The organism is Leclercia adecarboxylata, assembly GCF_006171285.1.
Taxonomy (GTDB): domain Bacteria; phylum Pseudomonadota; class Gammaproteobacteria; order Enterobacterales; family Enterobacteriaceae; genus Enterobacter; species Enterobacter barmai.
Map to the genome: position 1 here is coordinate 23,992 of NZ_CP040889.1, position 25,708 is coordinate 49,699.

Sequence of the window (25,708 nt, forward strand, 5' to 3'; positions counted from 1 at the left end):
TGGGCCATTACAGCGTAGCCGCAACCTCGTCGGAGATTTCACCGTTGTGATAAACTTCCTGCACATCGTCGCAATCTTCAAGCATGTCGATCAGACGCAGCAGTTTCGGTGCGGTTTCCGCATCCATATCCGCTTTGGTGGATGGGATCATGGTGACTTCGGCTGCGTCGGCTTTCAGGCCAGCGGCTTCCAGCGCATCACGCACGGCACCCATCTCTTCCCATGCGGTATAGACGTCAATCGCGCCGTCGTCATAGGTCACAACGTCTTCAGCACCGGCTTCCAGCGCCGCTTCCATGATCGCGTCTTCGTCGCCTTTCTCGAAGGAGATCACGCCTTTCTTGCTGAACAGGTACGCAACGGAACCGTCAGTGCCCAGGTTACCACCGGTTTTGGTGAAGGCATGACGCACTTCGGCCACGGTACGGTTACGGTTGTCGGACAAGCATTCAATCATCACCGCCGTGCCGCCAGGACCGTAACCTTCATAAATGATGGTTTCCATGTTCGCGTCTTCATCGCCGCCTACGCCACGGGCAATAGCACGGTTCAGGGTGTCACGGGTCATGTTGTTGCTCAGCGCTTTATCGATCGCTGCGCGCAGACGCGGGTTAGAGCCGGCATCGCCGCCGCCCAGACGAGCTGCGGTAACCAGCTCACGAATGATTTTGGTGAAGATCTTACCGCGTTTGGCATCCTGTGCCGCTTTGCGGTGTTTGGTGTTGGCCCACTTACTATGACCTGCCATAAAAAACTCTCCAAAAAGCGCGCCCTTTCAGGCGGCGTTAATTACAAATTCTTCAATCGCCTGCCGGTTGCTCCACGACTTGGTTAACGCTGCGGCTTCGGCTGCATTAACCCAGCGGTAGGTCAAATGTTCGGTGAACACGATCTCCCGCTCGTGGGGAAGCGCAAGGCAGAACCAGGATTCTGTATTGCGTTCGGTCCCCGGCGCATAGCGATGACGTAAATGGCTAAAGATTTCAAAATCCACCGTGCGCTGACAGTCCTTCAGGGTCAGTTGCTCGCGAGCAACATCAATGGCGACCTCTTCCTTTACTTCACGCGCGGCGGCCTGCAACGCGGTTTCACCCTCCTCCAGGCTGCCGGTAACCGACTGCCAGAAGGCGGGATCGTCGCGTCGCTGCAACATCAGCACCCGCTTCGTGTCTTCTGCATAAATGATCACTAACACGGAAACGGGAAGCTTATATGCCATATCAGTTTTTCTCTTCCTTTTTCACCACTTCGATACCCAGTTCGCTCAGGGAAGCCGGGTTAGCGAAGCTTGGCGCTTCGGTCATCAGACACGCAGCGGCGGTGGTTTTCGGGAAGGCGATAACATCACGAATGTTGTCGGTGCCGGTCAGCAGCATGGTCAGACGATCCAGACCAAACGCCAGACCTGCGTGCGGCGGTGTACCGTACTTCAGGGCATCCAGCAGGAAGCCAAACTTCTCGCGCTGTTCCTGTTCGTTAATGCCCAGAATACCAAATACGGTCTGCTGCATGTCGCCGCTGTGGATACGCACGGAACCGCCGCCCACTTCGTAGCCGTTGATCACCATGTCGTAGGCGTTAGCGACTGCCTCTTCCGGTGCTGCTTGCAGCTCTGCCGCGCTCATCTCTTTCGGGGAGGTGAACGGGTGGTGCATCGCGGTCAGACCGCCTTCGCCGTCATCTTCGAACATCGGGAAGTCGATAACCCACAGCGGCGCCCATTTGGCTTCGTCAGTGAGGTTCAGATCTTTGCCCAGCTTCAGACGCAGTGCGCCCAGCGCGTCGGCAACCACTTTCTTGTTGTCCGCGCCGAAGAAGATCATGTCGCCGTCCTGGGCTTCAGTACGCGCCAGAATGGATTCAACGATCTCAGCATTCAGGAATTTCGCCACCGGGCTGGTGATGCCTTCGATGCCTTTCGCACGCTCGGTGACTTTGATGTAAGCCAGGCCTTTCGCGCCATAAATTTTGATGAAGTTGCCGTAGTCGTCAATCTGCTTACGGCTTAAGGCAGCACCGCCAGGTACGCGCAGCGCGGCGACGCGGCCTTTCGGATCGTTAGCCGGGCCAGAGAAGACCGCGAACTCCACGCCTTTCAGCAGGTCGGCAACGTCCACCAGCTCCATCGGGTTACGCAGGTCTGGTTTGTCAGAGCCGTAGCGACGTTCCGCTTCAGCGAAGGTCATGATTGGGAAGTCGCCCAGATCCACGCCCTTCACGTCCAGCCACAGGCTGCGTACCAGCGCTTCCATCACTTCACGCACCTGCTCAGCGGTCATGAAGGAGGTCTCGACGTCGATCTGGGTAAATTCTGGCTGACGGTCAGCACGCAGGTCTTCGTCACGGAAGCATTTCACAATCTGATAGTAGCGGTCGAAACCGGACATCATCAGCAGCTGTTTGAACAGCTGAGGGGACTGTGGCAGCGCGTAGAATTTGCCTTTATGGACGCGGGATGGCACGAGGTAGTCACGCGCGCCTTCCGGGGTCGCTTTGGTCAGCATCGGGGTTTCGATATCGAGGAAACCGTGATCGTCCATAAAGCGGCGCACCAGGCTGGTGATTTTCGCGCGGGTTTTCAGGCGATCGGCCATTTCCGGGCGACGCAGATCAAGATAGCGGAATTTCAGACGCGCTTCTTCGGTGTTGACGTGGTTGAAATCCAGCGGCAGTGAGTCTGAACGGTTAATGATGGTCAGATCGGTCGCCAGCACTTCGATTTCACCGGTCGCCATGTCGCTGTTGATGTTCTTTTCGTCACGCGCACGCACGGTACCGGTCACCTGGATGCAGAACTCATTACGCAGTTCAGCTGCCAGCTTTAACGCATCGGCGCGGTCTGGATCGAAAAACACCTGCACGATGCCTTCGCGGTCGCGCATATCGATAAAGATAAGGCTGCCAAGATCACGACGACGGTTGACCCAACCACACAGGGTCACCTGCTGTCCGACGTGGGACTGACGCAGCTGCCCGCAATATTCTGTACGCATGAGATATCCCTTAACTTAGCCGCAGGCTACAAGGTCGCAGCTTTCTGTATATCAAACTGGATGAAAAAAGGCGGCTATTATACTGGAAATTCCGCCAGACGATAAGAGAGAAGCGCGCCAGACGCGCGTTTGCTGCTCGCATCTTGCATATTCTCACAAAATTTAACAAAAATATCAGACCTGGAACATGCTGGCTCAGCGTAAGGTATTAGCAAGGCTAACTATTTAACAGGAATAACCATGTTCACACTCGACGCCGCCCGTACCGCCCTTGTGGTGATTGATTTACAGGAAGGGATCCTGCCCTTTGCCGGTGGTCCGCATACCGCCCAGGATGTGGTCAGCCGCAGCGCACGTCTGGCCGAAAAATGCCGCGCCAGCGGATCGCCCGTGGTGATGGTCCGCGTGGGCTGGTCCGCCGATTTCGCCGAGGCGCTGAAACAGCCGGTGGATGCCCAGGCGCCCGCCCATGCCCTGCCGGAAAACTGGTGGCACTACCCGCTGTCTCTCGGCAAACGCGATAGCGATATCGAGGTGACCAAACGCCAGTGGGGCGCATTCTACGGCACCGACCTGGAGTTACAGCTGCGTCGTCGCGGTATCGATACTATTATTCTGTGTGGGATCTCCACCAACATCGGCGTTGAGTCCACCGCGCGTAACGCCTGGGAGCTGGGCTTTAATCTGGTGATCGCCGAAGACGCCTGCAGCGCGGCCTCGGCCGACCAGCATCTCGGCAGCATGACCAATATCTTCCCGCGCATTGGCCGGGTACGCAGCACCGACGAGATTATCAGCGCACTATGATCTATCTGGGGTTACCCCAATGGTCGCATCCGAAATGGGTGCGGCTGGGGATTACCGGTCTTGAAGAGTATGCCCGCCACTTTAACTGCATGACGCGGTAATTTTTCAAATCACTAAAGAACGCCCAAGAGCATGAGTTTTCTTTAATTTAATCAACGCATTATAAACACTCCTCATATGAAATTCGGTAAAGTTCATATGAGTTAAAATGTCCCAACCATGCCCCAAAACTGGCCTTTATGCCCCATCCCTGCCCCATAAAACACTTCAAAAATCCACGCTTCACACCGTTTACACTGTATAAAAAAACAGTATAAATTGCGTGGTAAATCATTGCTGTTTTGGAGACGTTATGTTCCTCGAACTAGTTTATGACAAACGAAATGTTGAAGGATTGGCGGGTGCCAGAGATATCATCCATGCCGAACTGACTAAGCGAGTGCACCGGATCTTTCCGGATGCAGAAGTGAAGGTTAAGCCGATGCAGGCGAATGGCTTAAACAGCGATGCCAGCAAAAGTGATCGGAAAAAGCTGAACCGAATGCTGGAGGAAATGTTTGAAGAGTCAGATATGTGGGAAGCTGAGGCTCGATTACTAACAAGCCGGATAACCGCACTATATGAAACCAAGGGGTTCATAGCGGCTATACACAGAAAAAATTAAACCATTATCCCTTTATCAAGAACGAATCTATGTTGCCTTTCGCCTAAAGGAATGCAAAGATCCGAAAAATCTTAGGTCGCCATCCTTCTTGTAAAGGATCTTATAGTTCAATAACTCCTCACTTTTATTGTGGGTACTAACGGTAGGTATAATGGAATAAACATGGATATTAAAAATTTAACAATCACCCAAGAAGATAAACCTTTAATATACACAATCATTGTTTCATTAACAATTGTATATGGCTATTCATTAGCTAATTATTCAATGTCAATTGATAATGAATTTACCGAGTTTTTTGCACAAAAACTCAGTATTGGGCGATGGGGCGGAGCATTCTTAAAAGAAACGATACTGCCAAATCCATACGCTCCATTTTTCACAAATCTAATATTCTGCATATTTCTTGGCTTTTCTGCCTTTACCACATCGAAGCTTCTTTCTTTTAAAAGAAATAAGGCTATTTTGTTTTCTGTCTTATGTATATCTTATCCTGCAATTTTTTATCAAGCTGATTTTATCATGCAAAGTGATGCGGTTAGCATTGGCATGTTTGTGGGCGTTATTTCTGCATACCTAGTGATATGTAGCTTAGAAAAAATTGATTCCACACCGAGAAAAATAGGCATATATATATTGTCAGCTTTATTCTATTGCTTTTCAATTTCCGTTTATCAGTCCATATTTAATACGGCATTAGGCATTATTGCAATTTTTTATGCTCATAATTATTATGAAGGAAGAAAAACACTTACAATCTGTAAGTTACTTGCATACATATGTTGGATTATCTCTGCTCTTTCTTTGTATGTCATTTGTACAAAGGCCCTTCAAGCTATATATCACATCGAGGGTGCCTCTTATTTAATAAATCAGATCGGATGGTTACATAATTCTTTAACAGTTAACATAACAACGATCTTAGCAGCCCTATATAAACTTACAACAGGATCTTCGTATTATGGAGCAGCTATATTTAGACTTGCTTCAGTTTGCTTCGTTTTACACGTAGTCATGTGCTTTTGGAAAAGAAGGGGGGCAGTAAGCATAATTATGGCTTTGCTGGCTTATTTATCACCTTTTGTTCTGGTAATTGCTTTAGCATCAGATGCTCCCCCTCGCACTTTTACCTTCCAACCGTTTATCCATGCTTTTTTTATTTGCACTATAGTTTTTTCATACTTTAAGGAATCAACCGCTAATTATGTCACTTATATTTTATGCATCATTGGCGTATGGTTTGGCTCAAGTACTTATAGCAAGCTTATGTTTTCTGACCATATGATTTGGCAATCTGACAAAATTACTGCTGCAGAAATCATCAGCACCATCAGGAATAAAATACCTCAATACAGTGAAGGCGAGACGCCTATTTATTTTTATGGTGCACTTAATAAAAATAATATATGGAAGCCCGGAAACTCAGATATATTTGGTAGTTCCTTTTTCGCCTGGGATGGTGGTAACTCTGAGCGAATTATTGCTTTCTATCGTTCAAATTTGATTGCTGATATCAAACCTGTTACTTATGCTCAGGCAATGAGCATAAATGATAAGATTAAAGAAGTGAAACCATGGCCGTCACGTGAGGCTATTTTCATGGAAAATGGCATCGTTGTTGTTAAATTGAGTAATAATGAAGGTTTCACAGGTAACCTTAGTAGGTAATTATGCGTACATTTTCAAAATATATTGGCATAGGCATAATTAATACTTTGTCTACTTTAGTAATCATTATTTCACTGACTGCATTTGGCGTTGACTTATACGCTGCTAATGCATGTGGATATGTTGCCGGAATACTAATCAGTTATTTATTAAACTGTACATTTACTTTTAAAAAAAATTATGCTTTCAAAAGCATATTTTTATTTTCACTTGTTTCAGCAGTATGCTATTTTGCTAACGTAATAACAATTTACCTATCTATTTCAATTGGCTCCGGGCCTTATATAGCTCAGGTAGTAGGTATGTGTGTATACACTATTACTGGATTCCTTTTAAATAAATACGTTACATTTAAATAAGGAGTAAATTAACGATGAAAAATGGTTCCAAATTAATTATCGTAGTACCTTGCTACAATGAAAGCGAGGTTTTTGAAAACACGCATCTTACTTTGCAGTCCGTTATCAATGAATTAATTGTAGATGAACTAATATCTGATAATAGTGGAATATTTTATGTGGACGATGGTAGTAAAGATGATACTTGGGAAAAAATAGCTCATGTATGCAAAATGGAAGGTTCTGGTGGGCTCAAATTGTCAAGAAATTGTGGGCACCAGGTAGCTGTAATCGCAGGCCTTCAGGAAGTTGATGCAGATGCCGTAATTACTATCGATGCTGATCTACAAGATGACGTTAAAGCAATAAAAGAAATGGTTATAAAATTTAATGAAGGTTTTGACGTTGTTTATGGTGTACGAGATGATAGAACCACTGATTCTTTTTTCAAAAGGCAGTCAGCAAAAGCATTTTATAATTTAATGTCTAAAATTGGCGTAGAACAAATTAATAATCATGCTGACTTTAGGTTGTTGAGTAGAAGAGCTAAAGAAGCCCTTCTTTCCTACAAAGAAAGTAATCTGTATCTAAGAGGTATTGTGCCAACTATCGGATTTAAAACATCCATTGTATATTATAAACGTTTAGAAAGATTAGCCGGGCAATCAAAATATCCTTTCAGAAAGATGCTAGCTTTAGCTGTTCAGGGAATTACCTCAAACACAGTATTCCCTCTACGAGCTATCGCCTTTATTGGACTACTCATTTCTTTTACATCATTCTTATTCCTCATATTTATTATTCTTAATAAGTTATTTGGAAATACTTTCCCAGGGTGGGCATCAATAAGCGCGGGCATTTACTTTTTAGGGGGGGTGCAAATGTTTTCTATCGGTATAATTGGTGAATATGTTGGAAAAATATATATTGAAACAAAAAAGCGCCCAAGATATTTTATCGAAAATAAATACGATGTTTAACCAATGCAAAAGATACGACATACATTGAACTTTGATTGTATTAAAATATAGTAAAAACTAAAGGCGTTAGCGCAAATAGATAACCAACCACGTGGAAATGGAATTATTTGCGCTACTCACCTCAAGGTTACATATTAAAATTTCTCAGCGCTATAAACGATAAAAAATTGATTGCATTAATATTTATCACTACTTATAGTCACTTGCATTGCCCCTCACATTCTAATTGAAAAAATTTCATATGGCTTACACCCTTCAATATAATTGGTTTTTTTGCTATAAAGTCATAAAGCCTAGGTTACTAAAAAAACTGACGTCTTATTTCATCTATTCAATTATGGTTTTTATGAAAATAATTAATTAATATTAATTAGTGGTTTCTCAACATCATTATAATCCCCCCCCCCTTAATTTATGGAGATAAAGGACTCGCTCTCAGGCTACGTTGATGATCCTTACTTTTTTCCCGTTTTACACCTCAGCATTCGTGCTGATATGGCAAGGGAGCTGGCACATGCATTACTCAAGTGCGCTGATAATATTGATGCGGGATTGACCCAACCCACAATTAAGTTTGTTCGATGAGCTTATCAGCAACAAAGCGGTACGCCGGGCGATAGATAACGATCCCCAAGTGTTTCACATTTGTAACGAAATTAAAAAAGTACAGACCAATAGACGGCAATCTGGGAGGCGGTAACAAATCGCAGCATCAGGAAAATAGAGATTAACTTGAGAGATACATTGCAGAAAGGACGATTATTAGCGTAACCAGAGCAACGCTAATGAGCATCAGCGGGTGCTTCGCCAGCCAAGCATCCCATCGGCCTGCTGCTTATTTATAGCCTGCTTATGTCGGTCGTAAGAATCATCAAAAAGGTCCATAAAATACTCCGTGATAATGTTTACCCGGACTATAGCAGGGTCTTTTTGACCAGGTGAACAAAAACAGTCTAAGGTTGCGACGCACTGGCATAAAGGGACACCACCGAACGAAGGGTTTGCCCTATCACATAACCCTGTCATCCTGGAGCGTGCTGTTGATGAAGTACATCAGCCTTCCATGTCCTCCACCTCTTCCGCCGCCTCCTCCTCGATCTCTTCGCCATCATCCGTGATTAGGACCCTGCCCCACAGCTTCACGAACTGCGTTCGTTCACCTGACAGAATCAGCATAACCTGAATCTGGTGACCGGTTCGATAACCGAGTATCCATATGGTCGACATGGAGCATTAAGTTTATTAAATGTACGAAAAATGTATTTATAAACATTGGATTTACTGAATAATTTGATCGAGTACGCTGTAAAATGTGTAAAATTATCGGGTAAAAGCATCGGCTTATCGATGTGAAAAGTACGTATATAAAATGGCCTGACGAGCAAGTCAGGCGATTGCTCTTAATGAGTAAATCCCAATGTCACCGCAAATTTTAAGGAATAGTAATGGACCTTCTCCAGTCGCTGCGCGCAAAAATAATCAGCTATAAGGAAAGGAAATTTATCAAGGCATTGATAGAAGAGTTGCCAGATGTCTGGCTTTCTGTCACAAAAGAAACCAGTACTGTGCGAGTCTCTAATCCGGGATTCATCCGCCCTGAAGAGTATCCAAGGGCTGTTGTTTCTGACGCTAAAGACAAGAACAACAAAATCTATTTTCTTTTCACTTTTGTGATCGGTGATGTGGATATGGAATGTGCAGAATTTTTGGTGCCCATGTGTTATGAAAAAGTGGGCAACGTTGTTTACGCATACATAGGTGAATCATCAGAACATCTTGTTGTAGATGCCGCAAACTATGAAGAGATTGTTCGCCACATCGTTAATTATGCAGAAAATCAATAGATACCGATTTTAACAGAAGCTAAAGCGTCCACCTAGCTGAAATACCAGCATACGTATCCAGCTCACGGATGAAGTTTTCCGTCCGTAAGCGCTGGTAGCCTTTGGAGTTTTGCTGTATTGCAGCCACAAATGCGGCGTGAATTTCGTATAGGCGGGGCATGATTTGCACTCCTTTCACTATTTTTATATACAGTGTTTTTAAAAGAGTGCAGCACAAAGTGGCTCTGCCTATTGATAATTACTGCTGAACATCCGGCTGTTCGTCCTGAACTGCTTCAGCCATAGCAGCCGCGGCCTCCAGCTGGTGCTGATTCCAGATGCTGTCCACCGGCATCTCCACACGGATGGAGACATACTGATCCGCTGGGATGTCGATTGGGTCACCTTCGTTAAAACCTTCCCGTTCGTTACGGGCGAACTCCGGCGCGCCCGGGTGAGTCCGATGATACGTTTTCACCAGCACTGAACCATCCGGGTTCACTTTGTAATCCAGCCAGATCAACGGCTGGCGATTGCGGTCCTTCGGTATATCAAACCCGCCATCGATACCACCCCACGCCGCATCAGCATTAAGCCCGAGACAGCCCGTGATGAGATAAACGCCTTCCCCCTGGCGCGTTACGGTCACGCCCTCAGATTCATAGTTCGTTTCCGAAGAGCCATCGGCATAAACTTTGACGATTGGGGATGCTGACTTTAACGTGCCATCTGCTGCTTTGGTGGTATTAGAATCGGTGTATACCTTACAGATTTTCCCGTCATACGTTGGAGATGAACTGAGCAACCTCAGGTATAACTCAGGCGGTACATCCAGGCGCGCCGGAAAACAAAACTGGAATGCGGTTGAGGCATCAAAGGGCATGCCCAGCACTGCAGTATTGTTGTCGATGCCGCCCAGCAGCATCTTGGCGTTATAAGCCCCAAACCCTTTGCGATCACCCTGGCTGATGCTCACCAAATTACTGCTGCCCAGTCCAAAAGCACCGACCTCCATCACGTTTCCCGAGGACGTTCCCACATCCCGCTGCGCAGCTGACTTCAGCCCAGAGATGTCCGCAGCGGCCAGGCTAATAGTATCTTTTCTGTTTGCCATGTTGTGCTCCTTATGCCCATATCCGGTACGGGCTGTCAGGGAAAACCCCAAAGGCATCAAACGATGCCAGTTCCAGCGAATCGTCTGTCACGCGCAAATTAGCGTGATATCCGGGCAGGCTGACGTATTTGATAACTTCGTTTTCCTGTCCCGGATTTGTAATTTCGCTGGGTACTGTAATAACGCCAACGACATCCAGACTGATATCAGGGTGATACAAAACACCCTGCTCTTCATCATCCACAAACCCCGCAGCGATTAATTGGATGCGCATTTCAGCAGCGTCGTTAAAACGGAGATATAAGTCTTTCATTAGCGGAGTCCATTAATTTGGTTAGGAGTTAACAGTCGATGCCATATACGGAAATTGCGAATGTGATAAACAAATCTCACAGATAGCGATTGGTTTATATTTCCTATGTAAGAAACGCCCTGAGTAGTACCGTTTGGAGGGCTGGTTTTTGAGTTAGTTGCTCCGCTGTAATAACTGGATATCTTATTTCCTTCCGTCGTATGGACAAATACGCCGTTTCCACCCTGAGGGCAAGGTACACTTATACCTCCGCCATCACGGTATGACTTGATAGTATTGTCATTGACCCACCTACAAATAATGTCATTACTTGGACCCTGAACTTTTACAACCTCGACATAACCCGCAGCGCTTTGCAAATATTTAGGGGAAAACTCAAACGCTAAAGTTCTATTAAATAAACTTGCGAGAGACGGATATCCGCAGTTTTCTTTTGGTATTTGCCATAAATCAACCCCTCTTGTAACTGTAGACTCTGCTGTTGGGATATAGGATGTTGGAAAGGAGCTATCCTCTAATTGCGCGCCCCATACATATAAGCCTGAATTCCCATCACCGGTGTAGCTTGCTGTTACTCCATTGGCCAATTGAAGACGAATAACTGTGCTCTGGCTTGCAGCGGCGGTAAACGCCATCCAGACACGATAGACACCATTACCAATATCCTCGAATCCGCGATCAACATAATCAGCCCCGCCAGCATTACCAGACCATGCTCCTGTTGCCGGGTTAAAGAAGGATTGAGACGTGCTTCCAGATGCTACGCGCAAATATAAATTTCGTGGGCTTGTATGGGCTTTAACAAAAACGGAAAAGCAATAAGTTGTTCCTGCCGTTAAAACAATATTGCGATCCTGTGTGTAGTGCTCCGCTCCAGCAGAATCCTCAATCACTAGCGCCATCGTTTTATCACCACGTGGTGAATTAGCACTATTGTTCGTCGTGGTAACTCTTGAACCCGCCCCCCACTGCTCAGAATAGGAATAAAGGTTCGTAATTTGAGGCTCAATTAAAAGCCCCTCTTTCTCGAAACGAGGTTCATTAATATCCGCGTTTCGCATTATTCCGGATTTATCGATATAAGTTGCGACAGTTGACCGGGTGAATGTTGCAGACTTCGATGATATTTCCACCATCTTTCCGGAAATAGTCAAAGTATCGTAAGGTGCGATACCTTCCATTTTCAAACTATCGTTGAATGGCACCCACACATCCGGGTACGGCGCGGCCTCATAGGGCACAGACGTCAGCAACTGCGCGGCGGCCAGTGATGCTGCGGCACTGCTGGCGCTAGCGGCGGCGTTGGTCTCCGACGTTTTGGCATTCGTCTCAGAGGTTTTCGCGGCGCTCTTTGATGCACTCGCACTGAGCGCGTCGGCAGCAGCCTGGGTTGCGTTGGCCTGAGTAGCACTCGCCAGCAACTGAATCGCACTCAAATCGGAAGCGTTAATGAGATCAGTTATTTTTTTCCATGAGGGTCCAGCTATTGGGCGGCCCGCGGGTGATCCATCAGGGAGCGTAACAGTGATATCACCAGTGCCAGTGTAGAAAGCCTGCCAGTTCGCGTTCTCCTGCAGCACCCGGCGCACTGACTCGGCAGTTTGAGCGGCCAGTGCGGCGGTAATGCGGTTGAGCGTCAGCTGCGGCACTGCAACCCAGGCCAGCCCTGACGTGGTCGGCCCGGTGAATGGATCGGTCAGTGTTAGAGCTGTGTTACTCGCCACGGCGTTAACAAACAGCGTGAAGAATACACCCCCTACTGTTGCGGTAATAACATCACCGGTTTTCAAATCTGAGGTGAAGGCTGTGCCGGTACCGACTACTGCAGTAGAGCCGTTAGTAAGCTTGATTGTGCCTGCGGACATATTTGCTCCATAAAAAAACCCAGCCTGAGCTGGGTTCTGTAAGTCGAATAAAATTGAGGAAAAGAGTACTGTTCTGGCTTAATCGTATGCTGCGGTATTAATGGCGGTGATTGTCCTGCCCGTATTGGTGCCACCTGCACCACTACCCTGGCCGATCTCGTTCGCCTGTGCGTTAATTCTCGTCGTGCTGCCGTTGAACATTGCACCGGTGTAACCCGTAACGCTGATAATGACAGGCTGGCCCTGAACGGTAACTTGATATAAGGCAGAGCCAAGGATCGTAGGGGCGACGGCATAAGAACCATTCAGCGTCTGATCGATGTTAATGCCCCCGCCAGCGCCGACCGTCCCGATGGTCACAAGATCGCTAAGTACCCGGCTTTCATTCGTCAGCACCAGCTTTCCTTGAGCATCCCACACAGCCATGCCCCAGGTGGGCTTTGTTTGCGGGAAGATGGCAAACACGTAAACGGTCAGCGTGTGCGCGTATCCGTTCGGACTCCCGGACCCGGCCCGGATAACCCCGCCGACGCGAGTCGCGGAAACGGTGGCGTAGTTAGATGTCTTGCAGAACACTATCGCCGGATAGCTCGGGTCAATCGGTATGTCAACGTTGGCAACCTGAGCACTGCCGGAAGCCGAAGAGCCAACCGCAACGCGCTGGTAAAGACAAAACGGCGTTGATTGCGGGGTTACAAAGGGGTTTCCATTTTCCAGGGAGATCATTGCACCGTAAGCCATTATGCCCTCTCCATGAACACAATAAGCTCACACTGGGACGCGGCATAGTTACCGATCCCTATTCCTGACGCTGGCGATACGGTGATGGTGTTCCCGGATACCTCAATATGACGGCCAACAGTCGTACCGCCAGCATCAAGCGATATTGCAAAGCCAACTTTCATCCCCGCTGGCACCGTATAGGGCCAGCTACCGGAAGTTTGCCCGGAAGCCAGAGGGATGACTCCAAGCACTGAAACAGGCTTGATCCCGTAGTTGTTTGGACGCCCTGCGGCGTCCCATGTCTGAACACCAAAAGCCATCAGAATACCCCGTCGAGATAACCGATCTGGACCCGCAAAACGCCGTTAGCGTCCTTCACCGAAATTTTCTGGTTTGTCTGCCGCATCGATCCTTGTCCCGCCACCGAACCGTTGTTTTCAAAACTGCCCCCCTTATCCAGTCGCCAGCCAACCGAGCCGGCGACGTAGTTATTCGACTGGATATAGCCTGCAATCATGGCGCTGGTGATCGTTCCTTCCTGGATGAATGCGCTGTTCAGGAAGACCTGGCCCCCGACGATAGCGAACGGCGAGTACATATTTGCGGTTCCGTTGCCGGACAGCATCACGAACTCGTTGGCATTAATCGCTACACGGGTAGTAATGGCACTTCCACTCGCAAGGACTGCAACACTTATCCCGGCGTCATAGTAATTGCCGTTATATTTCACCCCAGCCTTCAGGGTATAAATTGCATTGGCACTTCCCGCATCTGCGTACGCCGTCATCTTCTCGTTAATGGCTGACTGCTGATCAGAAAACTTAGCCGTTACCTGCTGCTGGTATTGTGCAAATGCCTGGTCCGCGCTGGCCTGAGCCTGCTGAATTGTGGTGATGCTGCTGTTAACGCCCTTGAAGTCTGCCGCCACAGTGAGCTTATATTCAGCAAAAGCTTGATCAGCCGTCGCCTGCGCCGTTTTAACTTCATCAATTTCTGCGGCATTATCGGCAAACTGAACAGCAACAAGCTCCCGGAACTGCGCAAATGCCTGATTAGCATCGGCAATCAGGATCTGCGCATTTGAGATTTCCGCATACGCCGCGCCGAACTGCTGGAAGGTAATTTTTGCCCCCTGAATGCCGTACAGGGTGTTCTGCAGGACACCTGCGATGTTGAAGTCGATTTGCTCCGTTAATGCTTTGCCATCCTCCGCCGACAGCACTTCGTCTTTAATGGCGTCCAGGTAATCGCTGGCCTGATCGCTCGACATTCCACGCACCCAGTCGGTGTACCCAGATTCATTACCCGTCCGATCAACCAGCTGCGCGCGGTACCAGAATATCTGTCCTGCCTTAAGGCCCATCTGCTGGTATTTGCGCTGCGGGTAAGGCACATCAGCCAGCAACATGGCATTCTCATCGCTCCCGGTCGGGCTGTACTGGATTTCAGTTTTCAGCGTATCGTCCGTATTGGCCGGGAATCCCCAGTTCAGCTCAATCCCGAAAAGAACATTGTCTGATGCTGTAAACCCTACCGGCTTTGGCGGATTGCCCACTTTCCCCGTCAGCGTTTTCTCTTCTGAATAACCCCATCCGGAGGAAATTTCGGCGGCGTTGATGGCGCGCACGCGCACCAGGTAGCGTCCGGAATAAATCCCCGGCACGTCGAAAGACGTGGTGGAGCTGCGCGGCACGTTGACCCAGTTTCCGTCGTTGCGTCGCCACTGGGCTTCATAGGCGATAGCGTTCTGCGCCTGGTCCCAGCTCACGCGCATGGTTTCGACACTGATATTCTGCTGAACCACCGAGAAAGAGCTGATCACGATGTTAGCTGGCGGCGACTGGTTCCCCGGTGGTATGACACTCACCGGCCGCTGGTCGATAATGGCTCCCGTATCGATGCGGGCATACTTATCCGGATCGTGAGCCGCGCCGGTAACAGTAAACGTTCCGTCGTTATTGTCGCTGATGCTGATCACCCGGTACTGCTGGGCGTATAGTTCGTCGGATTCCGCCACCCAGACGCTCTCTGCCTGCGGCGTCTCGCTGTAGGCGGTGCTGACCGTTACTGCTTTCCCGTTCACTGCCTGGATTGTACGGGCCTGCGATGCACCTGACGGGAGGTTGAGAATGAGGCGGTGACCTGCCTTTGCATCCGGCGCGCGGTCCAGGGTGATCACACGTCCATTCACTGAACTGATGCGCCCTCCGGTGACCTTACCGGACAGCATTTCATCGGCCACGGCGATGATGTAACCGGGTTGAGGAATGTTGCCATCCAGACCGACATCAAACGAAACGACGCGATCCTTGTTGTTGGTGAGAATGCCCCAGCGGCCTTTGCGGTTCGCCTCTGACTGCCGGGTGCAGCCGATGGCCGTCATTTCCAGCTGGTTAAACCCATAGCGCGCCACCAGCGCCTGCTCGAATACCGGTTCCATCGCGTCAGCGTAGGCGTTAGCGGGATCGGACCAGGACACCAGCGCCGTGGTATAACGCGTTTTCGTGGTACTGCTGGCGTAGGTAAAGCGGCCATCAATGACGTTGGCGCGGGTATAGCTGTAATCCACATCCCGGGGCATATCCGCCAGGGCAACAATCTGATCGCCTCCCCAGTAAGTCATACCCCGGAATATGGCCGCAAAGTCACGGAGAACGGTATAGGCGTCGTTCCGGTCCTGAATGTACACGTTGCAGATGTACCGCGGCTCGGTACCGCTGCCGCCCTTCCCGTCCGGTACCGGCTGATCGCAATACTGGGCCACCTGGTACAGCGTCCATTTGTCGATATTCGCCGCGGTGAGCCGGTGACCCAGGCCGAACCGGTCGGAAACCACCAGGTCGTAAAAAATCCACGCCGGGTTATCGGTCCACGCCCACTTAAACGCCCCGGTCCATGTTCCGGTGTAGGTACGGGTTTCCGGGTTGTAGGTGTCAGGTACACGTATCACACGCCCGCGCGGCTCGCAGGAGATCTGCGGGATAGAGCCGTTGAACTGGCTTGAGTCGAATTCGATATACAGCAGCGCGGTGTTCGGGTAGCGCAGTTTGGCATCTATCACCTCGGTGAAGCTCTGCAGCGTCATCGTGTCGCCGATCTTCGCGCTGTTTGCATCAGCGGTAAGCTTGCGCAGGCGAATGGTCCAGGTTTTGCCCGACTGCGGGAGATCGATACGGTGGCTGCGCTCATAGCCGGATGTGGTTTTACCGGTTACGCTGGTATTCAGCACCGTCTGCCAGGTACCGCCGTCGGTCTGCAGGTCAATCGCGTAGTTAACCGAGTTCCCGACCAGATCGCCGTCGTTCTCCTGTTTGAACAGCGAGGGCCACTTCAGGCGAAGGCGAACGGCTGAAAGCTGGGTATTGGTAAAGGTGCGCGTCCAGGCGGTGGTGCTGGAAACTTCGGTGCCCACGCTGATTTCATTTTCAGTACCGGGTATGCCCTGAATGTATTTTTGCGCCTGGGTACCGGGACGAAACTCCCACGTCACGCCGCTGAAGTTTTGCGAGCCGTCTGCGTTCTCAAGCGCCGTGCCATCGAGATAAATATTTTTGCCGGTGAGCTGGCCGGAAAACTCCCCCTCTCCCAGCGCTATCAGAATTTTGGCCTTCGCTACAGACTGGAGATCATCGGGTTGTTCGGTGGGTGTGCGTGATTTAGAGCCACCGCCTTTGCGGCCCCTGATAGCGGTTGCGTTTACCATATTGCGCCCATAAAAAAACCACCCTGAGGTGACCTGAATGAAAGGGTTATTTTTACTGCTGATCTTCGACGTAAATGCCTGCGGAGATGATCGCGCCGCCGATGCGCCGACGTCCGTAAAGCAGGGGAACCGGATAACCCTGTGCTGCGGTGTTCGTTACCCCGCCGAACGCATAAGAGGCGCGGTTATCGGCATCTTGTTTGCTGGCAAGGCCAGTTGGTTGAGGGGAAAGCATCTGGACTACTCCACCGAGCATCATGGCTGCACCTAATTTTGCGGCACCGTAGCCCACTGCTGAGAGCGTTCCGCCGGAAAGATAACCAACCGCTACGCCAACAACTACGAGCACTGCGCCGAGGATAGTTTGGAGTACACCAGCTTTTTTGCTGCCGATGATTACAGGCACAATTCGAATAACCTCGCCGGTCACCGGGAAGCCAAAGTCGTCTTGTCCGATATTTTTCTTATCTTTAAAAACCGCGTACGTAAGACCCCGAGCTTTACTGGTAATTAAAAACTTTTCGATCCCCTCAATTGTTTTGGTAAGAGAATTTATTGCCTCTGCTGTTGTACGTATTAAGCGATGGTGAACCTTCCCATATGTTTTTCCCAATATTCCGCCGAGTTCAATTCTAGTCATCACCTCAGACATCTTCTTTCTCCATCGGCATAGGGGACGGCCTTCATAGGCCGCTCCCCTGCCACACCACCCGGCATGCGGGTCCGCACCGGGCGGTTCGAGAGATTGAGGTTATGAGAGGCGCGCCAATCCCAGCCTGTCGAACCACGCAATATTCAGCACACGATTCAACTCAAAACGGCTATTACGCCACCAGCGATGAGAGTTACTGGCCACCCTCTGCGCCACCTGCTGGCTCGCCCCCAGTGTCCGCAGCTCTCGATAGATCGTAGGGCCACGCTTCCACTGCCTGAGCTGGATCGCTCTCAGTCGATGTCGTATCCATTCGTCCAGCTTGCGCCAGACTGCCGGTGTTTGCGACAACGTGAAGTAGGCTTTCCAGCCCAAAAGATAAGGCCGAAGATTATCTGCGACCTGTTGCAAGCTACGCCCGCAGGAGCGCCGGGTAAGCCAGCGGATACGCTGCTTGAACTGTTTCTGCGCCTTATAAGAGACCGCGCGCTTGACTTCACTTCGGGCTGACCACAACTCATAGCCCAGAAACTTGCGACCAAACGCGCTCGTCACTGCACTCTTGCTCTCGTTGACGCTCAAGTGCAGCTTTTCGTACAGCCGCCTCAGCAGGGCCATTACCCGCTGCCCCGCCTTCTGACTGCGCACATACACGTTCGCATCGTCGGCATAGCGCACGAAACAATGGCCTCGGCGTTCAAGCTCCCGATCCACTTCGTCCAGCAGCACGTTCGCCAACAACGGCGACAGTGGGCCGCCTTGCGGCGCCCGCAGCGGCTTTTCTCGACCACGCCATTGATCAGCGTTCCCGCATCCAGATAGGCGCGAATCAGCCGGATAACCGCCTGATCCGTAATCCGTTTGCGCAAACGATCCATCAAGATGTCGTGATCGACCCGGTCGAAGAACTTCTCCAGATCAACATCCACCACCACTTTACGTCCTGAAGAGGCATAGCGCTGAGCCGCTAAAACGGCGTCCTGCGCACAGCGTCCCGGACGGAAGCCGTAGCTGTGTTCACTGAAGGTCGGATCGAGTAATGGCTGCAAGGCTTGCAGCAACGCTTGTTGGATCAAACGGTCGGTGACCGTTGGGATACCCAACTCGCGTTGACCGCCGTCAGGTTTGGGAATGACCACACGCCGTACCGGACTGGGCCGGTAGACTCCTGAAAGAAGCTGTTCACGAATCCCCGCCCATTGGGTCAGCAGGTACTCGGCCGTCTGATCAATATCCAGACCGTCGACTCCCGCTGCACCTTTGTTGGCCTTGACCCGTTTCCACGCCCGTTTCAGGTTTTCTCTCGCAAAGGCCCGTTCCAGCAGCCCTTGTCCTGCGTTATCGGGTTCATTTTGCGGGCGATTGACCTCGTCGCTGACAGGATTTCTCACGGTTTCACCGCTCGTTATCTCCGTCCGCCCCGCGTTTGGCAGGCATCTGACTTCCGGTCTTTCGCATCAACATGGCCTATGACGCTTTCTCTCGTTCGGCCCTTCGTCAAAAAAAAAGACTACTACGGCCTCTGCTGACTTCTCGCTCCGACTCGCGCCGTCGCCCTTTCAGGCACAAGGCGAGATCTCCCCAGGTAAGAACGCAATCCTTCACCGCACAACCGCCGGATTTACGCTGCCTGACCCTTGACCACAAGAGCTTCGCGGTTTTATGCCCGCTCGCCCTGGTCGGCTTCGCCTTGTATCCGGTTCTTGTACATCGGCTCGCGGTTTCGATTCACGCTTCCTCCCCACACTCGGTCGCCCTCATGCAGTTGCGCTTCACTTCGTTCGCTGTGGTCAGCTTACGGCGGGACTTTCACCCACAAGATTGCGCCCATGCTGGGCGCACATAAAAAAAGCCACCCGAAGGTGGCTTAACTTATTTTCATTTTATTAAAGACATGATCTGGCAGCAGTGGCCCAGTGATCGTTCCATCCTTTTGCGACGGCATATACCTTAACATCGCTCCCGCCAGATTCTGATTTATCAATATTGACCACCGAAAGTGCCCCAAAAATATCGTCTGAGGCTGTTATTTTGTAACCTAACTCAGTTGGAATGCTGGAACTTGATGAACGAAGCTCCACCCACTTCGGAGCCAGGCATCTGTTAACCTGATCGGCGCTCTTCGAAGTATGCTCAGAAAAAATAGGCTTTTGAGATTCAAGCGAATTCACAGAGCAGCCTGCTAACCCCATAACAAGCATCAGGAATAACTTTTTCATTTTCATGCTCCTTTGAAATTTATCAGAGGTTAGCATAGAGACTTGTACCGTAGAACCTTCATCGTCCTTTCCTGCCAGTATCCACCATACGGTACTCGCTGGCTCAGGTGTCCATACAAATGGTGCAATAGCATATTACCTTCCAGCAGAATCCCCGCGTGATTCCACTTATTCGACTGTACCTGCATGATCACCATATCGCCAGGCTGCGGCGCGCCGTCGAATTCCCGGAACCCGCATTCGTACCAGCATTCCTGGTAGAAATTATCCGGGTACTCGTCCTCCCACCAGGGATAATTCACCCTGTAGTCATGCAGCTCGATGCCGTGCGTCTGCCGGAAATAGCTCATCACCAGCCCCCAGCAATCGTACACGCCCAGGACGAAAGGCCGCTCGATGAGGGGGATCTCTCCCCGGGGCATGATGGTCCGTAAGTCACCTTCCGGCCAGCTGACGATGTGCCAGGGTAGCCCGTTGATGTCACACTGGGCCTTATCCGTTTCGCTCGGCTGGGTGGTTGCATCGGGGTGGCTGTGAACGATGGCGGTCACCGGTCCCCATTCTTCGGCGGTGGCGTAGTCTTCCGGGCAAAGGACAAAATTGTCCTCTGGAGTCGTGGCCAGATTACGGCAGGGAAAATATCGCTCTACCCGGCTCTTCTGCGCTACCACGCCGCAGCACTCGCGCGGATACTCCTGCGCAGCGTGTGCCATGATGGCCGTGACAGTCTTTTTACGCATGTTAACTCCTGATCAATGAGGTACCCGGGAAACCGCCGAATGAGAGTTCGTTATTTTCACCGAACCGAAGTTTGCAGGCAGACAGAGTGCCGTTGCATTCGTCCAGAGAAGGATCGCTGACCGGATTGTTGTTTTTGTCGAAATAGCGCGTGCCGGCGTAATCGCAGCCATCACCGGTGCGGTATTTGTTACGAATGCACCACGTACACAGGGAATGAAGCTGGCGCGTCGGTATCATCAGCCCCTGCAGATCCATCGGACTGGAAAGCGTGAACTCAACCACCTCGCTGGTTTCACTGCTCTTTGCATCGATATAGAAAACCTTCAGCTTTTCCTGTGTCGGATCGGCCGTGACATTGCCGCCAGTGAAGTTTTTCGCATCCAGATAGTGCGCCAGAGTGTCATGGATCGTCACTTTTGCCTGGAGCATATCGTCATATGCCAGGCACAGAGCCGTAATAGAGCTGTCCAGATTAGCGACCGACAGCTTTGGCTTAGCGTTGCCACCACTTGTGGATGCTTCAATACCGGAGATCTGGCAGGGCCACGCTTTATATTCCTTGCCCTGCCACCAGATGGATTTGGCGGGCAGTTTCGCTTCATCTCCGCCTGCTGCCTCGATCTCCCCTGGCGTGTGGGCGATATTGTGAGCGTGAAAACGCATAACATCTGAGACGCCAAACCCGGTACCGTCGACTTCAAAAAGACGGACTTCATTACCGGGTTCCAGCTTCTGATAATCGTTATTAAGACTCATGGTGCAAAGGCCTGTTCAAAAGTGGCAGAGATGTACATTATGGTTTTGCCCTTCACTACTTTTTGCAGGCTGTCAGCTTCAACGCCCCACAGCGCCAGCTCACCGAACGGGGGCTGAAAGGAAAAGGCCTTCGTCTTGTGACGCCTGAGGAAAGCGTAAATCTGCAGCCCTTTATCCGGTCTGCCGGTAAAGGAGTATTCATAGGTTAACGTCTCGTCATTGATTCCCGATCCGCTGACCTGCGTGTACCCGTCTCCAAACTGGGCTTTCCGGATGGTGTCTTTGCTTTTCGTGGTTGGCTGACTGGCCGACTGAATGGGCCAGGGGAATTTCTCGATAGCCATTAGCGCCTCCCGTTGTTCAGATTCCAGATGATTCCGCCAGGTTCGCTTTCCCGGGCGATCCCCTCCCGGATGGATCGGTCAACCACCTGCTGGTAGGCCCTGCCGGCTGCGTCACTACTCGCCTGACTTGATGACGAACTCTGTTGAGAAGGGGTAACCGTGACGGGAGCATAAACACTCACCCCCAGAGGCGTGGCAATGCCCTTACCACCTCCCACAAGGCCACCGCTGGCATATCCCCGCATCAGGCTGTACAGGTTTCCTACGCCGATCCGGCTGGTAGCTTCTTTGGTGAAGACAAACTCCCCCCGGTGGACAACACCAGCCGGGTCATTTTTGCCGCCATAACCCGTAAATCCGCCAGCAGCAAAACCCAGCGCTGTTGTGGCTGAGTCAACCACCCCGACCATGGCTTGCTTAACGAGGATCTGCGTCATCATCGACAGAATGGATTTTGTGAAATCAGACCATTTGCCTTTCCCGGTCGTAAGCATGTCGGCCATACTCTGTCCGATTCCGTCAAACGTGGCAGCGGCCAGCGATTTCACCTGCCCGTAAGCATCGTCAGCAGAGTCAACATAGTCAGCCCAGGCCGTTTTGGCACCAGCCTGCCAGTTCTGGCGGAGGGCGTCCTGTTCACCATAATAATTCCTGAGCGCGTCCAGCTCGTTCTGGTACTGCTGATCGCCCTCATTACCCCCGGCATTTTTCCAGCCCTGTAGCAGCTGTGCTTCCTCAAGGCGACGTTGGGTCTGACGGCTGCTCATACCGGCACTATCCGCCAGTGCCTGCGTTTTCTCACCCATCTGGGTAACATATTTTTGCGAGGTATCCTGCAGGCGATTCAGGCGCTCCTGGGTGACGATCTGATCACCAAGGGCTGCATTTATTTCTGCTTGAGCGAGAACCTTATCTTTAGTGGCGAGTACAGATTTTTCATCATCAGTCAGCGTACGCGTTTTCGCAGCCTGCTCAAGTACAGTGAATTTGGCCTGCTCTTTCCATAACTGCTGGCGCTGCTGGCTGATCTGGTCGTTAATTCCAGAGTGCTGGCGTAATACCTCCAGCTGGGTTTGCAACTCGAGGGTCTGAGCGCTGGTATTGTCGGTAAGTTTCGTTCCGCCCGGCGTCCTGATTTTCGTCGGCTTCTTCAGCGAGTCGTCGTATTCCTTTTTCGCCGCGGCCAGGTTGATGTTGTAATCAGCCTGGAGGATCCGCCCCTCTTTCAGCGCTTTGTTCAGCTCGCTCTGGCGAGCGGTGTACTTCTCCAGGGCTGTCTGCGTTTTACTGTAATTCGCCTGGGCCTGTTGTGCGTACTTGAGGCGATCGGCTTCGAGTCCTGCCTCACGGGTTGCGTTTTCCTGGGCGAGTTGTGAGTTGCGGGCCTGCTGCTGAGCCATGTCCAGCGCCTGGCGGGCAGTCTCACGGTCATTCCAGAAGCGGGCGCGCGCGTCATCGTTGACATAACGATCACCCTTACGCAAATTCCAGATTTCATCCGCCCGCTTAAAGGCCGCCTCTGCCTTGCTCAGCATTTCCTGAGAGGTGTCCGGCCTGCCGATATCCAGTGCCGCATCCCACATGGATTTGAACGCTTTTTTAAGGGAATCTGCGGCGGATTCGATCGTACCCATGTTGTCACGAATACTGGCAGTCTGTTTGTCGAACCCGGCGGTTGCTGCTTCGTTGGCCGCCTGCAGGGCTCCTGCTTCATTTCCTGCGCGCTGCAGAGCAGTAACATATTCAACCTGCTCAGCCGTGACATTGTGAAACTGCTGCGCCATCGCCAGCAGCCCTGACGCCGGATCATTGGCCATGCGCCCAAATGCTTCAGCCACCTTATCGACCGGCAGACCGGATGCATCCGTGAATTTCGCAACCGAGATCGCAAGCTCTTCGAAGTTAGCACCCGCGCGAACGCCTGCAATAACAAGCGCGGTCAGCGCCTGACTGGTCTGGTTAAATGTAAGCCCCGCTTTCTCGCCGGCAGCTGCAATGGTCTGCATGCGAACAGCTGTGAGACCTGCAGTATTACCGGTCAGGGTCAGCGTTTTATTAAATTCAGAGAGCGTGCTCGATCCCTGATAATACGAATACATCAGTGCTGCGGTACCCGCGGCGAGCGCCCCGACTCCGAGCATTGTAGGTGATATCGTTCCCAGCAAAGCACTGAACATAGGCCGGAGACCACCAAACTGGTCTTTAATTTGTCCGCCCTGCTGGAGCATGATCAGCCAGGGGCTTTGCCCACCGGCCAGCTGTGTCGCGATGTCAGTAAACTGCGCTGGCAAGGTCCGCATCGCGGCACTGTATTGGCCTACAGAAATTCCGGCTCGCTTTGCGGCCAGTTCCTGCTTCGAAAATGCCTGCTGAACCTGAAGGGCAGCATCATTGGCCGCTTTACCCGTTCCTTTCAGTTGCTTATTTACGTAAGTAACCTGTTCGGTAAATTTGGCCGAATTAACGTCAAGGTTAACGACCAGATCACCCACTGACTGTGCCATAGCGCACTCCTCCCAGGCTTTCCGCCACAGACATCATCACATCGTCATCCATCGGTAAGTTTTCCGGCTCAGGCGGGTTCAGAAGGCTGAAATTAAGCGGGGTTTGTTCAGTCTCCGGCCACATCACAGAAACCACCAGATGACTGAGCCGGGAGAAGTGAGCATCCAGCAAATCGTTTTCAAAATACTGCTGCTGATAATATCGCCCCCACTCAGCCAGCTCAGTCGAAGACATGCCGGCAAGCATCGCGCGCCAGTCCGGGCGCCGGAACTCCCGCGCCAGTTTCATTACAAAACTCAGCTCACCGGCTAACGCTTTTCCGCGCTCACCTCCTCTTCCCCGACAGCGTGGCCTGTATTTTCCTCGCCGCTGGCCTGCCCGGGATCCTGAAGCGGGAGCATGTCAGAGAGCTTTTTAACAAACTGTTCCCCGGCACCAATCATCGCTGGCGACCAGCCGGATAAAACCTCATCCTGCAGAGCATCAACATGCTTTGAGGTATCTCCCTGCCACAGTGACATTGCGATCAGACGGGCACCGCGCCGGATATTGCTGGCAACCCGTAATGGAAGATAACCCTCATCTTCTTCATCTTTTGGCAGGGATTTCTCGTCCAGCGCCAGGTACTGCAAATGCTCGATACGTTGCAGCGCGGACAGCTCAAACAACTCAATAGTGTTGCCATTGAAGATAAACGGCTCTGATTTCAGAAAATTCATGGAAGACTCCAATAAAAATGACGGGGCCAGCGCCCCGCCGGTCAGGAAACGGTGACAGTACAGATCGCGACTTTCAGACCATCGTTCATCATCACGATAATCTGAGATGTGCCTGCAGCAACACCCGTCACGGTCAGTACGTTGCCGCTGGCGGTTACAGTCGCTTTAGCCGGATCAGAGGAGGCTACACGGAAGGTTTTATCAGTAGCACCGGAAGGCGTGACCGTAACATTGATTGTGTTTTTGGCACCGACAGCAACCGCAAGGGTAGACTTGTCGAGCGTTACACCGGTGACGGCCACGGCCGGGGTACGGCTTTCTTCTGCCAGCGATGGCTTGCCGTTATTGCTGATCTTCACGCTGCGGGTGATAACCTCCTTCGCCGGGATAGTTTTACCGAGGCTGCTGACCCAGCCCTTAAAGACGTCGATCGTCCCGTTCGGGTATTTAATTTTGTAGGCGCGCACATCGCCGCTGTAGAACCAGTCCACCAGCGACTGCTGCCCGGATTCACCAGGCTTCCACGCCAGGGTGAAACTGGCTTCACCGGCTGACTTCTCGCCCTGTGCTGTATTCGCCCAGTCTGCATTCGGATCGTCAAGGTAGGTGTCGTCATAGGACTCTGCGGTCAGTTCACCTGGTGTCAGGTCTTTGATTTTGGCCGTGCGGGTCCAGTCAGTGTCACTGGCCGGATTGGCATAGGGATCGCCTGTACCTGTGTAGAGCCAGAACGTTGTGCCTGCCCCTTTTACGGGTTCAAGCGGGCTTGGTGTTGGCATGA

Annotated in this window: 26 protein-coding genes and 1 pseudogene; 7 read left to right on the plus strand and 20 right to left on the minus strand. The window is 51.0% G+C overall.

Annotated features, from left to right (window positions below; all coding sequences use genetic code 11):
- Positions 1–7 precede the first annotated feature (7 nt).
- The 3 genes from FHN83_RS01890 to aspS are packed head-to-tail and all read right to left on the minus strand — an operon-like array spanning position 8 to position 2,993.
- Positions 8–748 carry a YebC/PmpR family DNA-binding transcriptional regulator gene (locus FHN83_RS01890; RefSeq protein WP_039030828.1) on the minus strand — a complete coding sequence of 247 codons (741 nt, stop codon included), beginning with the start codon at positions 746–748 and terminating at the stop codon, positions 8–10.
- A 27-nt stretch (positions 749–775) separates the two neighbouring features.
- Positions 776–1,219 (minus strand): dihydroneopterin triphosphate diphosphatase, encoded by a 444-nt coding sequence (gene nudB / locus FHN83_RS01895; RefSeq protein ID WP_039030829.1) that lies wholly within the window; start codon positions 1,217–1,219, stop codon positions 776–778.
- Position 1,220: 1 nt separating this feature from the next.
- Entirely contained in the window at positions 1,221–2,993 is a 1,773-nt protein-coding gene (aspS, locus tag FHN83_RS01900) for an aspartate--tRNA ligase (RefSeq protein ID WP_039030830.1), read from the minus strand.
- A gap of 240 nt (positions 2,994–3,233) precedes the next feature.
- Between aspS and FHN83_RS01905 the strand changes: the two genes are divergently transcribed.
- The 6 genes and pseudogenes from FHN83_RS01905 (at position 3,234) to FHN83_RS01930 (ending at position 7,450) form a co-directional block, all read left to right on the plus strand.
- Positions 3,234–3,800, plus strand: a complete 567-nt coding sequence (locus FHN83_RS01905; RefSeq protein WP_039030831.1) for a hydrolase — start codon at positions 3,234–3,236, stop codon at positions 3,798–3,800.
- Positions 3,797–3,892 (plus strand): annotated as a pseudogene (locus FHN83_RS28470) (hypothetical protein); the annotation flags it as partial. The gene FHN83_RS01905 and the pseudogene FHN83_RS28470, both read left to right, overlap by 4 nt.
- Positions 3,893–4,152: 260 nt before the next feature.
- Entirely contained in the window at positions 4,153–4,464 is a 312-nt protein-coding gene (locus FHN83_RS01915) for a DinI family protein (protein ID WP_255296487.1), read from the plus strand.
- Between the two features lie 162 nt (positions 4,465–4,626).
- The gene (locus FHN83_RS01920) at positions 4,627–6,132 is read left to right on the plus strand and encodes a glucosyltransferase domain-containing protein (RefSeq protein WP_139563083.1); all 1,506 of its coding nucleotides are present in this window, start codon (positions 4,627–4,629) and stop codon (positions 6,130–6,132) included.
- 2 nt (positions 6,133–6,134) lie between these two features.
- A complete protein-coding gene (locus tag FHN83_RS28915; RefSeq protein WP_139563084.1) occupies positions 6,135–6,491 on the plus strand; it encodes a GtrA family protein in 357 nt (118 codons plus the stop codon).
- A gap of 14 nt (positions 6,492–6,505) precedes the next feature.
- A complete protein-coding gene (locus FHN83_RS01930) occupies positions 6,506–7,450 on the plus strand; it encodes a glycosyltransferase family 2 protein (RefSeq protein ID WP_139563085.1) in 945 nt (314 codons plus the stop codon).
- 1,053 nt (positions 7,451–8,503) lie between these two features.
- On the opposite strand, the gene FHN83_RS28475 is transcribed toward FHN83_RS01930, so the two are convergent.
- Positions 8,504–8,626, minus strand: coding sequence for a hypothetical protein (locus FHN83_RS28475; RefSeq protein WP_255296488.1), 123 nt, complete (start codon positions 8,624–8,626; stop codon positions 8,504–8,506).
- Positions 8,627–8,895: 269 nt separating this feature from the next.
- Here FHN83_RS28475 and FHN83_RS01935 point away from each other — a divergent pair, with 269 nt between their 5' ends.
- Positions 8,896–9,294, plus strand: coding sequence for a hypothetical protein (locus FHN83_RS01935; protein WP_139563086.1), 399 nt, complete (start codon positions 8,896–8,898; stop codon positions 9,292–9,294).
- Between the two features lie 238 nt (positions 9,295–9,532).
- Here the strand turns inward: FHN83_RS01935 and FHN83_RS01940 are convergent, their stop codons facing one another.
- From FHN83_RS01940 to FHN83_RS02020, 16 genes are all read right to left on the minus strand, one after another.
- A complete protein-coding gene (locus tag FHN83_RS01940; RefSeq protein WP_255296489.1) occupies positions 9,533–10,387 on the minus strand; it encodes a hypothetical protein in 855 nt (284 codons plus the stop codon).
- Between the two features lie 10 nt (positions 10,388–10,397).
- The gene (locus FHN83_RS01945) at positions 10,398–10,700 is read right to left on the minus strand and encodes a hypothetical protein (protein ID WP_139563087.1); all 303 of its coding nucleotides are present in this window, start codon (positions 10,698–10,700) and stop codon (positions 10,398–10,400) included.
- Positions 10,700–12,565, minus strand: a complete 1,866-nt coding sequence (locus tag FHN83_RS01950) for a phage head spike fiber domain-containing protein (protein ID WP_139563088.1) — start codon at positions 12,563–12,565, stop codon at positions 10,700–10,702. Before FHN83_RS01950 ends, FHN83_RS01945 begins: the two co-directional genes overlap by 1 nt.
- Positions 12,566–12,643: 78 nt before the next feature.
- On the minus strand, positions 12,644–13,306 hold the full coding sequence (locus FHN83_RS01955) for a hypothetical protein (RefSeq protein WP_255296490.1): 663 nt from the start codon (positions 13,304–13,306) through the stop codon (positions 12,644–12,646).
- Positions 13,307–13,607: 301 nt separating this feature from the next.
- On the minus strand, positions 13,608–16,991 hold the full coding sequence (locus tag FHN83_RS01965; protein ID WP_139563091.1) for a host specificity protein J: 3,384 nt from the start codon (positions 16,989–16,991) through the stop codon (positions 13,608–13,610).
- 52 nt (positions 16,992–17,043) lie between these two features.
- A complete protein-coding gene (locus tag FHN83_RS01970; RefSeq protein WP_139563092.1) occupies positions 17,044–17,643 on the minus strand; it encodes a tail assembly protein in 600 nt (199 codons plus the stop codon).
- A 99-nt stretch (positions 17,644–17,742) separates the two neighbouring features.
- A complete protein-coding gene (locus FHN83_RS28480) occupies positions 17,743–18,372 on the minus strand; it encodes a group II intron maturase-specific domain-containing protein (RefSeq protein ID WP_419146402.1) in 630 nt (209 codons plus the stop codon).
- The gene (locus FHN83_RS28805) at positions 18,261–19,034 is read right to left on the minus strand and encodes a reverse transcriptase domain-containing protein (RefSeq protein WP_419146403.1); all 774 of its coding nucleotides are present in this window, start codon (positions 19,032–19,034) and stop codon (positions 18,261–18,263) included. Before FHN83_RS28805 ends, FHN83_RS28480 begins: the two co-directional genes overlap by 112 nt.
- A gap of 495 nt (positions 19,035–19,529) precedes the next feature.
- Positions 19,530–19,862 carry a hypothetical protein gene (locus tag FHN83_RS01985; RefSeq protein WP_255296492.1) on the minus strand — a complete coding sequence of 111 codons (333 nt, stop codon included), beginning with the start codon at positions 19,860–19,862 and terminating at the stop codon, positions 19,530–19,532.
- A gap of 29 nt (positions 19,863–19,891) precedes the next feature.
- Positions 19,892–20,602, minus strand: a complete 711-nt coding sequence (locus FHN83_RS01990; RefSeq protein WP_139563094.1) for a C40 family peptidase — start codon at positions 20,600–20,602, stop codon at positions 19,892–19,894.
- Between the two features lies 1 nt (position 20,603).
- On the minus strand, positions 20,604–21,359 hold the full coding sequence (locus FHN83_RS01995) for a phage minor tail protein L (RefSeq protein WP_139563095.1): 756 nt from the start codon (positions 21,357–21,359) through the stop codon (positions 20,604–20,606).
- Positions 21,356–21,703, minus strand: coding sequence for a phage tail protein (locus FHN83_RS02000; RefSeq protein WP_139563096.1), 348 nt, complete (start codon positions 21,701–21,703; stop codon positions 21,356–21,358). Before FHN83_RS02000 ends, FHN83_RS01995 begins: the two co-directional genes overlap by 4 nt.
- On the minus strand, positions 21,703–24,207 hold the full coding sequence (locus tag FHN83_RS02005) for a phage tail tape measure protein (RefSeq protein ID WP_139563097.1): 2,505 nt from the start codon (positions 24,205–24,207) through the stop codon (positions 21,703–21,705). The genes FHN83_RS02000 and FHN83_RS02005 overlap by 1 nt, the downstream gene beginning before the upstream one ends.
- On the minus strand, positions 24,188–24,496 hold the full coding sequence (locus FHN83_RS02010) for a phage tail assembly protein T (RefSeq protein ID WP_139563098.1): 309 nt from the start codon (positions 24,494–24,496) through the stop codon (positions 24,188–24,190). Before FHN83_RS02010 ends, FHN83_RS02005 begins: the two co-directional genes overlap by 20 nt.
- 20 nt (positions 24,497–24,516) lie before the next feature.
- Positions 24,517–24,927 carry a phage tail assembly chaperone G gene (gene gpG / locus FHN83_RS02015; RefSeq protein WP_139563099.1) on the minus strand — a complete coding sequence of 137 codons (411 nt, stop codon included), beginning with the start codon at positions 24,925–24,927 and terminating at the stop codon, positions 24,517–24,519.
- Positions 24,928–24,968: 41 nt separating this feature from the next.
- Positions 24,969–25,706 (minus strand): phage tail protein, encoded by a 738-nt coding sequence (locus tag FHN83_RS02020; protein WP_139563100.1) that lies wholly within the window; start codon positions 25,704–25,706, stop codon positions 24,969–24,971.
- Positions 25,707–25,708: the final 2 nt, after the last annotated feature.

Coding starts and splice junctions, on each gene's coding strand:
- aspS (WP_039030830.1), bottom strand. CDS start 2,993: ATGCGTACAGAATATTGCGGGCAGCTGCGTCAGTCCCACGTCGGACAG.
- FHN83_RS01940 (WP_255296489.1), bottom strand. CDS start 10,387: ATGGCAAACAGAAAAGATACTATTAGCCTGGCCGCTGCGGACATCTCT.
- FHN83_RS01970 (WP_139563092.1), bottom strand. CDS start 17,643: ATGTCTGAGGTGATGACTAGAATTGAACTCGGCGGAATATTGGGAAAA.
- FHN83_RS02005 (WP_139563097.1), bottom strand. CDS start 24,207: ATGGCACAGTCAGTGGGTGATCTGGTCGTTAACCTTGACGTTAATTCG.
- FHN83_RS01890 (WP_039030828.1), bottom strand. CDS start 748: ATGGCAGGTCATAGTAAGTGGGCCAACACCAAACACCGCAAAGCGGCA.
- FHN83_RS28915 (WP_139563084.1), top strand. CDS start 6,135: ATGCGTACATTTTCAAAATATATTGGCATAGGCATAATTAATACTTTG.
- FHN83_RS01915 (WP_255296487.1), top strand. CDS start 4,153: ATGTTCCTCGAACTAGTTTATGACAAACGAAATGTTGAAGGATTGGCG.
- nudB (WP_039030829.1), bottom strand. CDS start 1,219: ATGGCATATAAGCTTCCCGTTTCCGTGTTAGTGATCATTTATGCAGAA.
- FHN83_RS02020 (WP_139563100.1), bottom strand. CDS start 25,706: ATGCCAACACCAAGCCCGCTTGAACCCGTAAAAGGGGCAGGCACAACG.
- FHN83_RS01935 (WP_139563086.1), top strand. CDS start 8,896: ATGGACCTTCTCCAGTCGCTGCGCGCAAAAATAATCAGCTATAAGGAA.
- FHN83_RS01945 (WP_139563087.1), bottom strand. CDS start 10,700: ATGAAAGACTTATATCTCCGTTTTAACGACGCTGCTGAAATGCGCATC.
- FHN83_RS01905 (WP_039030831.1), top strand. CDS start 3,234: ATGTTCACACTCGACGCCGCCCGTACCGCCCTTGTGGTGATTGATTTA.
- FHN83_RS01920 (WP_139563083.1), top strand. CDS start 4,627: ATGGATATTAAAAATTTAACAATCACCCAAGAAGATAAACCTTTAATA.
- FHN83_RS02010 (WP_139563098.1), bottom strand. CDS start 24,496: ATGAAACTGGCGCGGGAGTTCCGGCGCCCGGACTGGCGCGCGATGCTT.
- FHN83_RS28475 (WP_255296488.1), bottom strand. CDS start 8,626: ATGCTGATTCTGTCAGGTGAACGAACGCAGTTCGTGAAGCTGTGGGGC.
- FHN83_RS01995 (WP_139563095.1), bottom strand. CDS start 21,359: ATGAGTCTTAATAACGATTATCAGAAGCTGGAACCCGGTAATGAAGTC.
- FHN83_RS01965 (WP_139563091.1), bottom strand. CDS start 16,991: ATGGTAAACGCAACCGCTATCAGGGGCCGCAAAGGCGGTGGCTCTAAA.
- FHN83_RS01990 (WP_139563094.1), bottom strand. CDS start 20,602: ATGCGTAAAAAGACTGTCACGGCCATCATGGCACACGCTGCGCAGGAG.
- FHN83_RS01955 (WP_255296490.1), bottom strand. CDS start 13,306: ATGGCTTACGGTGCAATGATCTCCCTGGAAAATGGAAACCCCTTTGTA.
- FHN83_RS01930 (WP_139563085.1), top strand. CDS start 6,506: ATGAAAAATGGTTCCAAATTAATTATCGTAGTACCTTGCTACAATGAA.
- FHN83_RS02000 (WP_139563096.1), bottom strand. CDS start 21,703: ATGGCTATCGAGAAATTCCCCTGGCCCATTCAGTCGGCCAGTCAGCCA.
- FHN83_RS01985 (WP_255296492.1), bottom strand. CDS start 19,862: ATGAAAAAGTTATTCCTGATGCTTGTTATGGGGTTAGCAGGCTGCTCT.
- gpG (WP_139563099.1), bottom strand. CDS start 24,927: ATGAATTTTCTGAAATCAGAGCCGTTTATCTTCAATGGCAACACTATT.
- FHN83_RS01950 (WP_139563088.1), bottom strand. CDS start 12,565: ATGTCCGCAGGCACAATCAAGCTTACTAACGGCTCTACTGCAGTAGTC.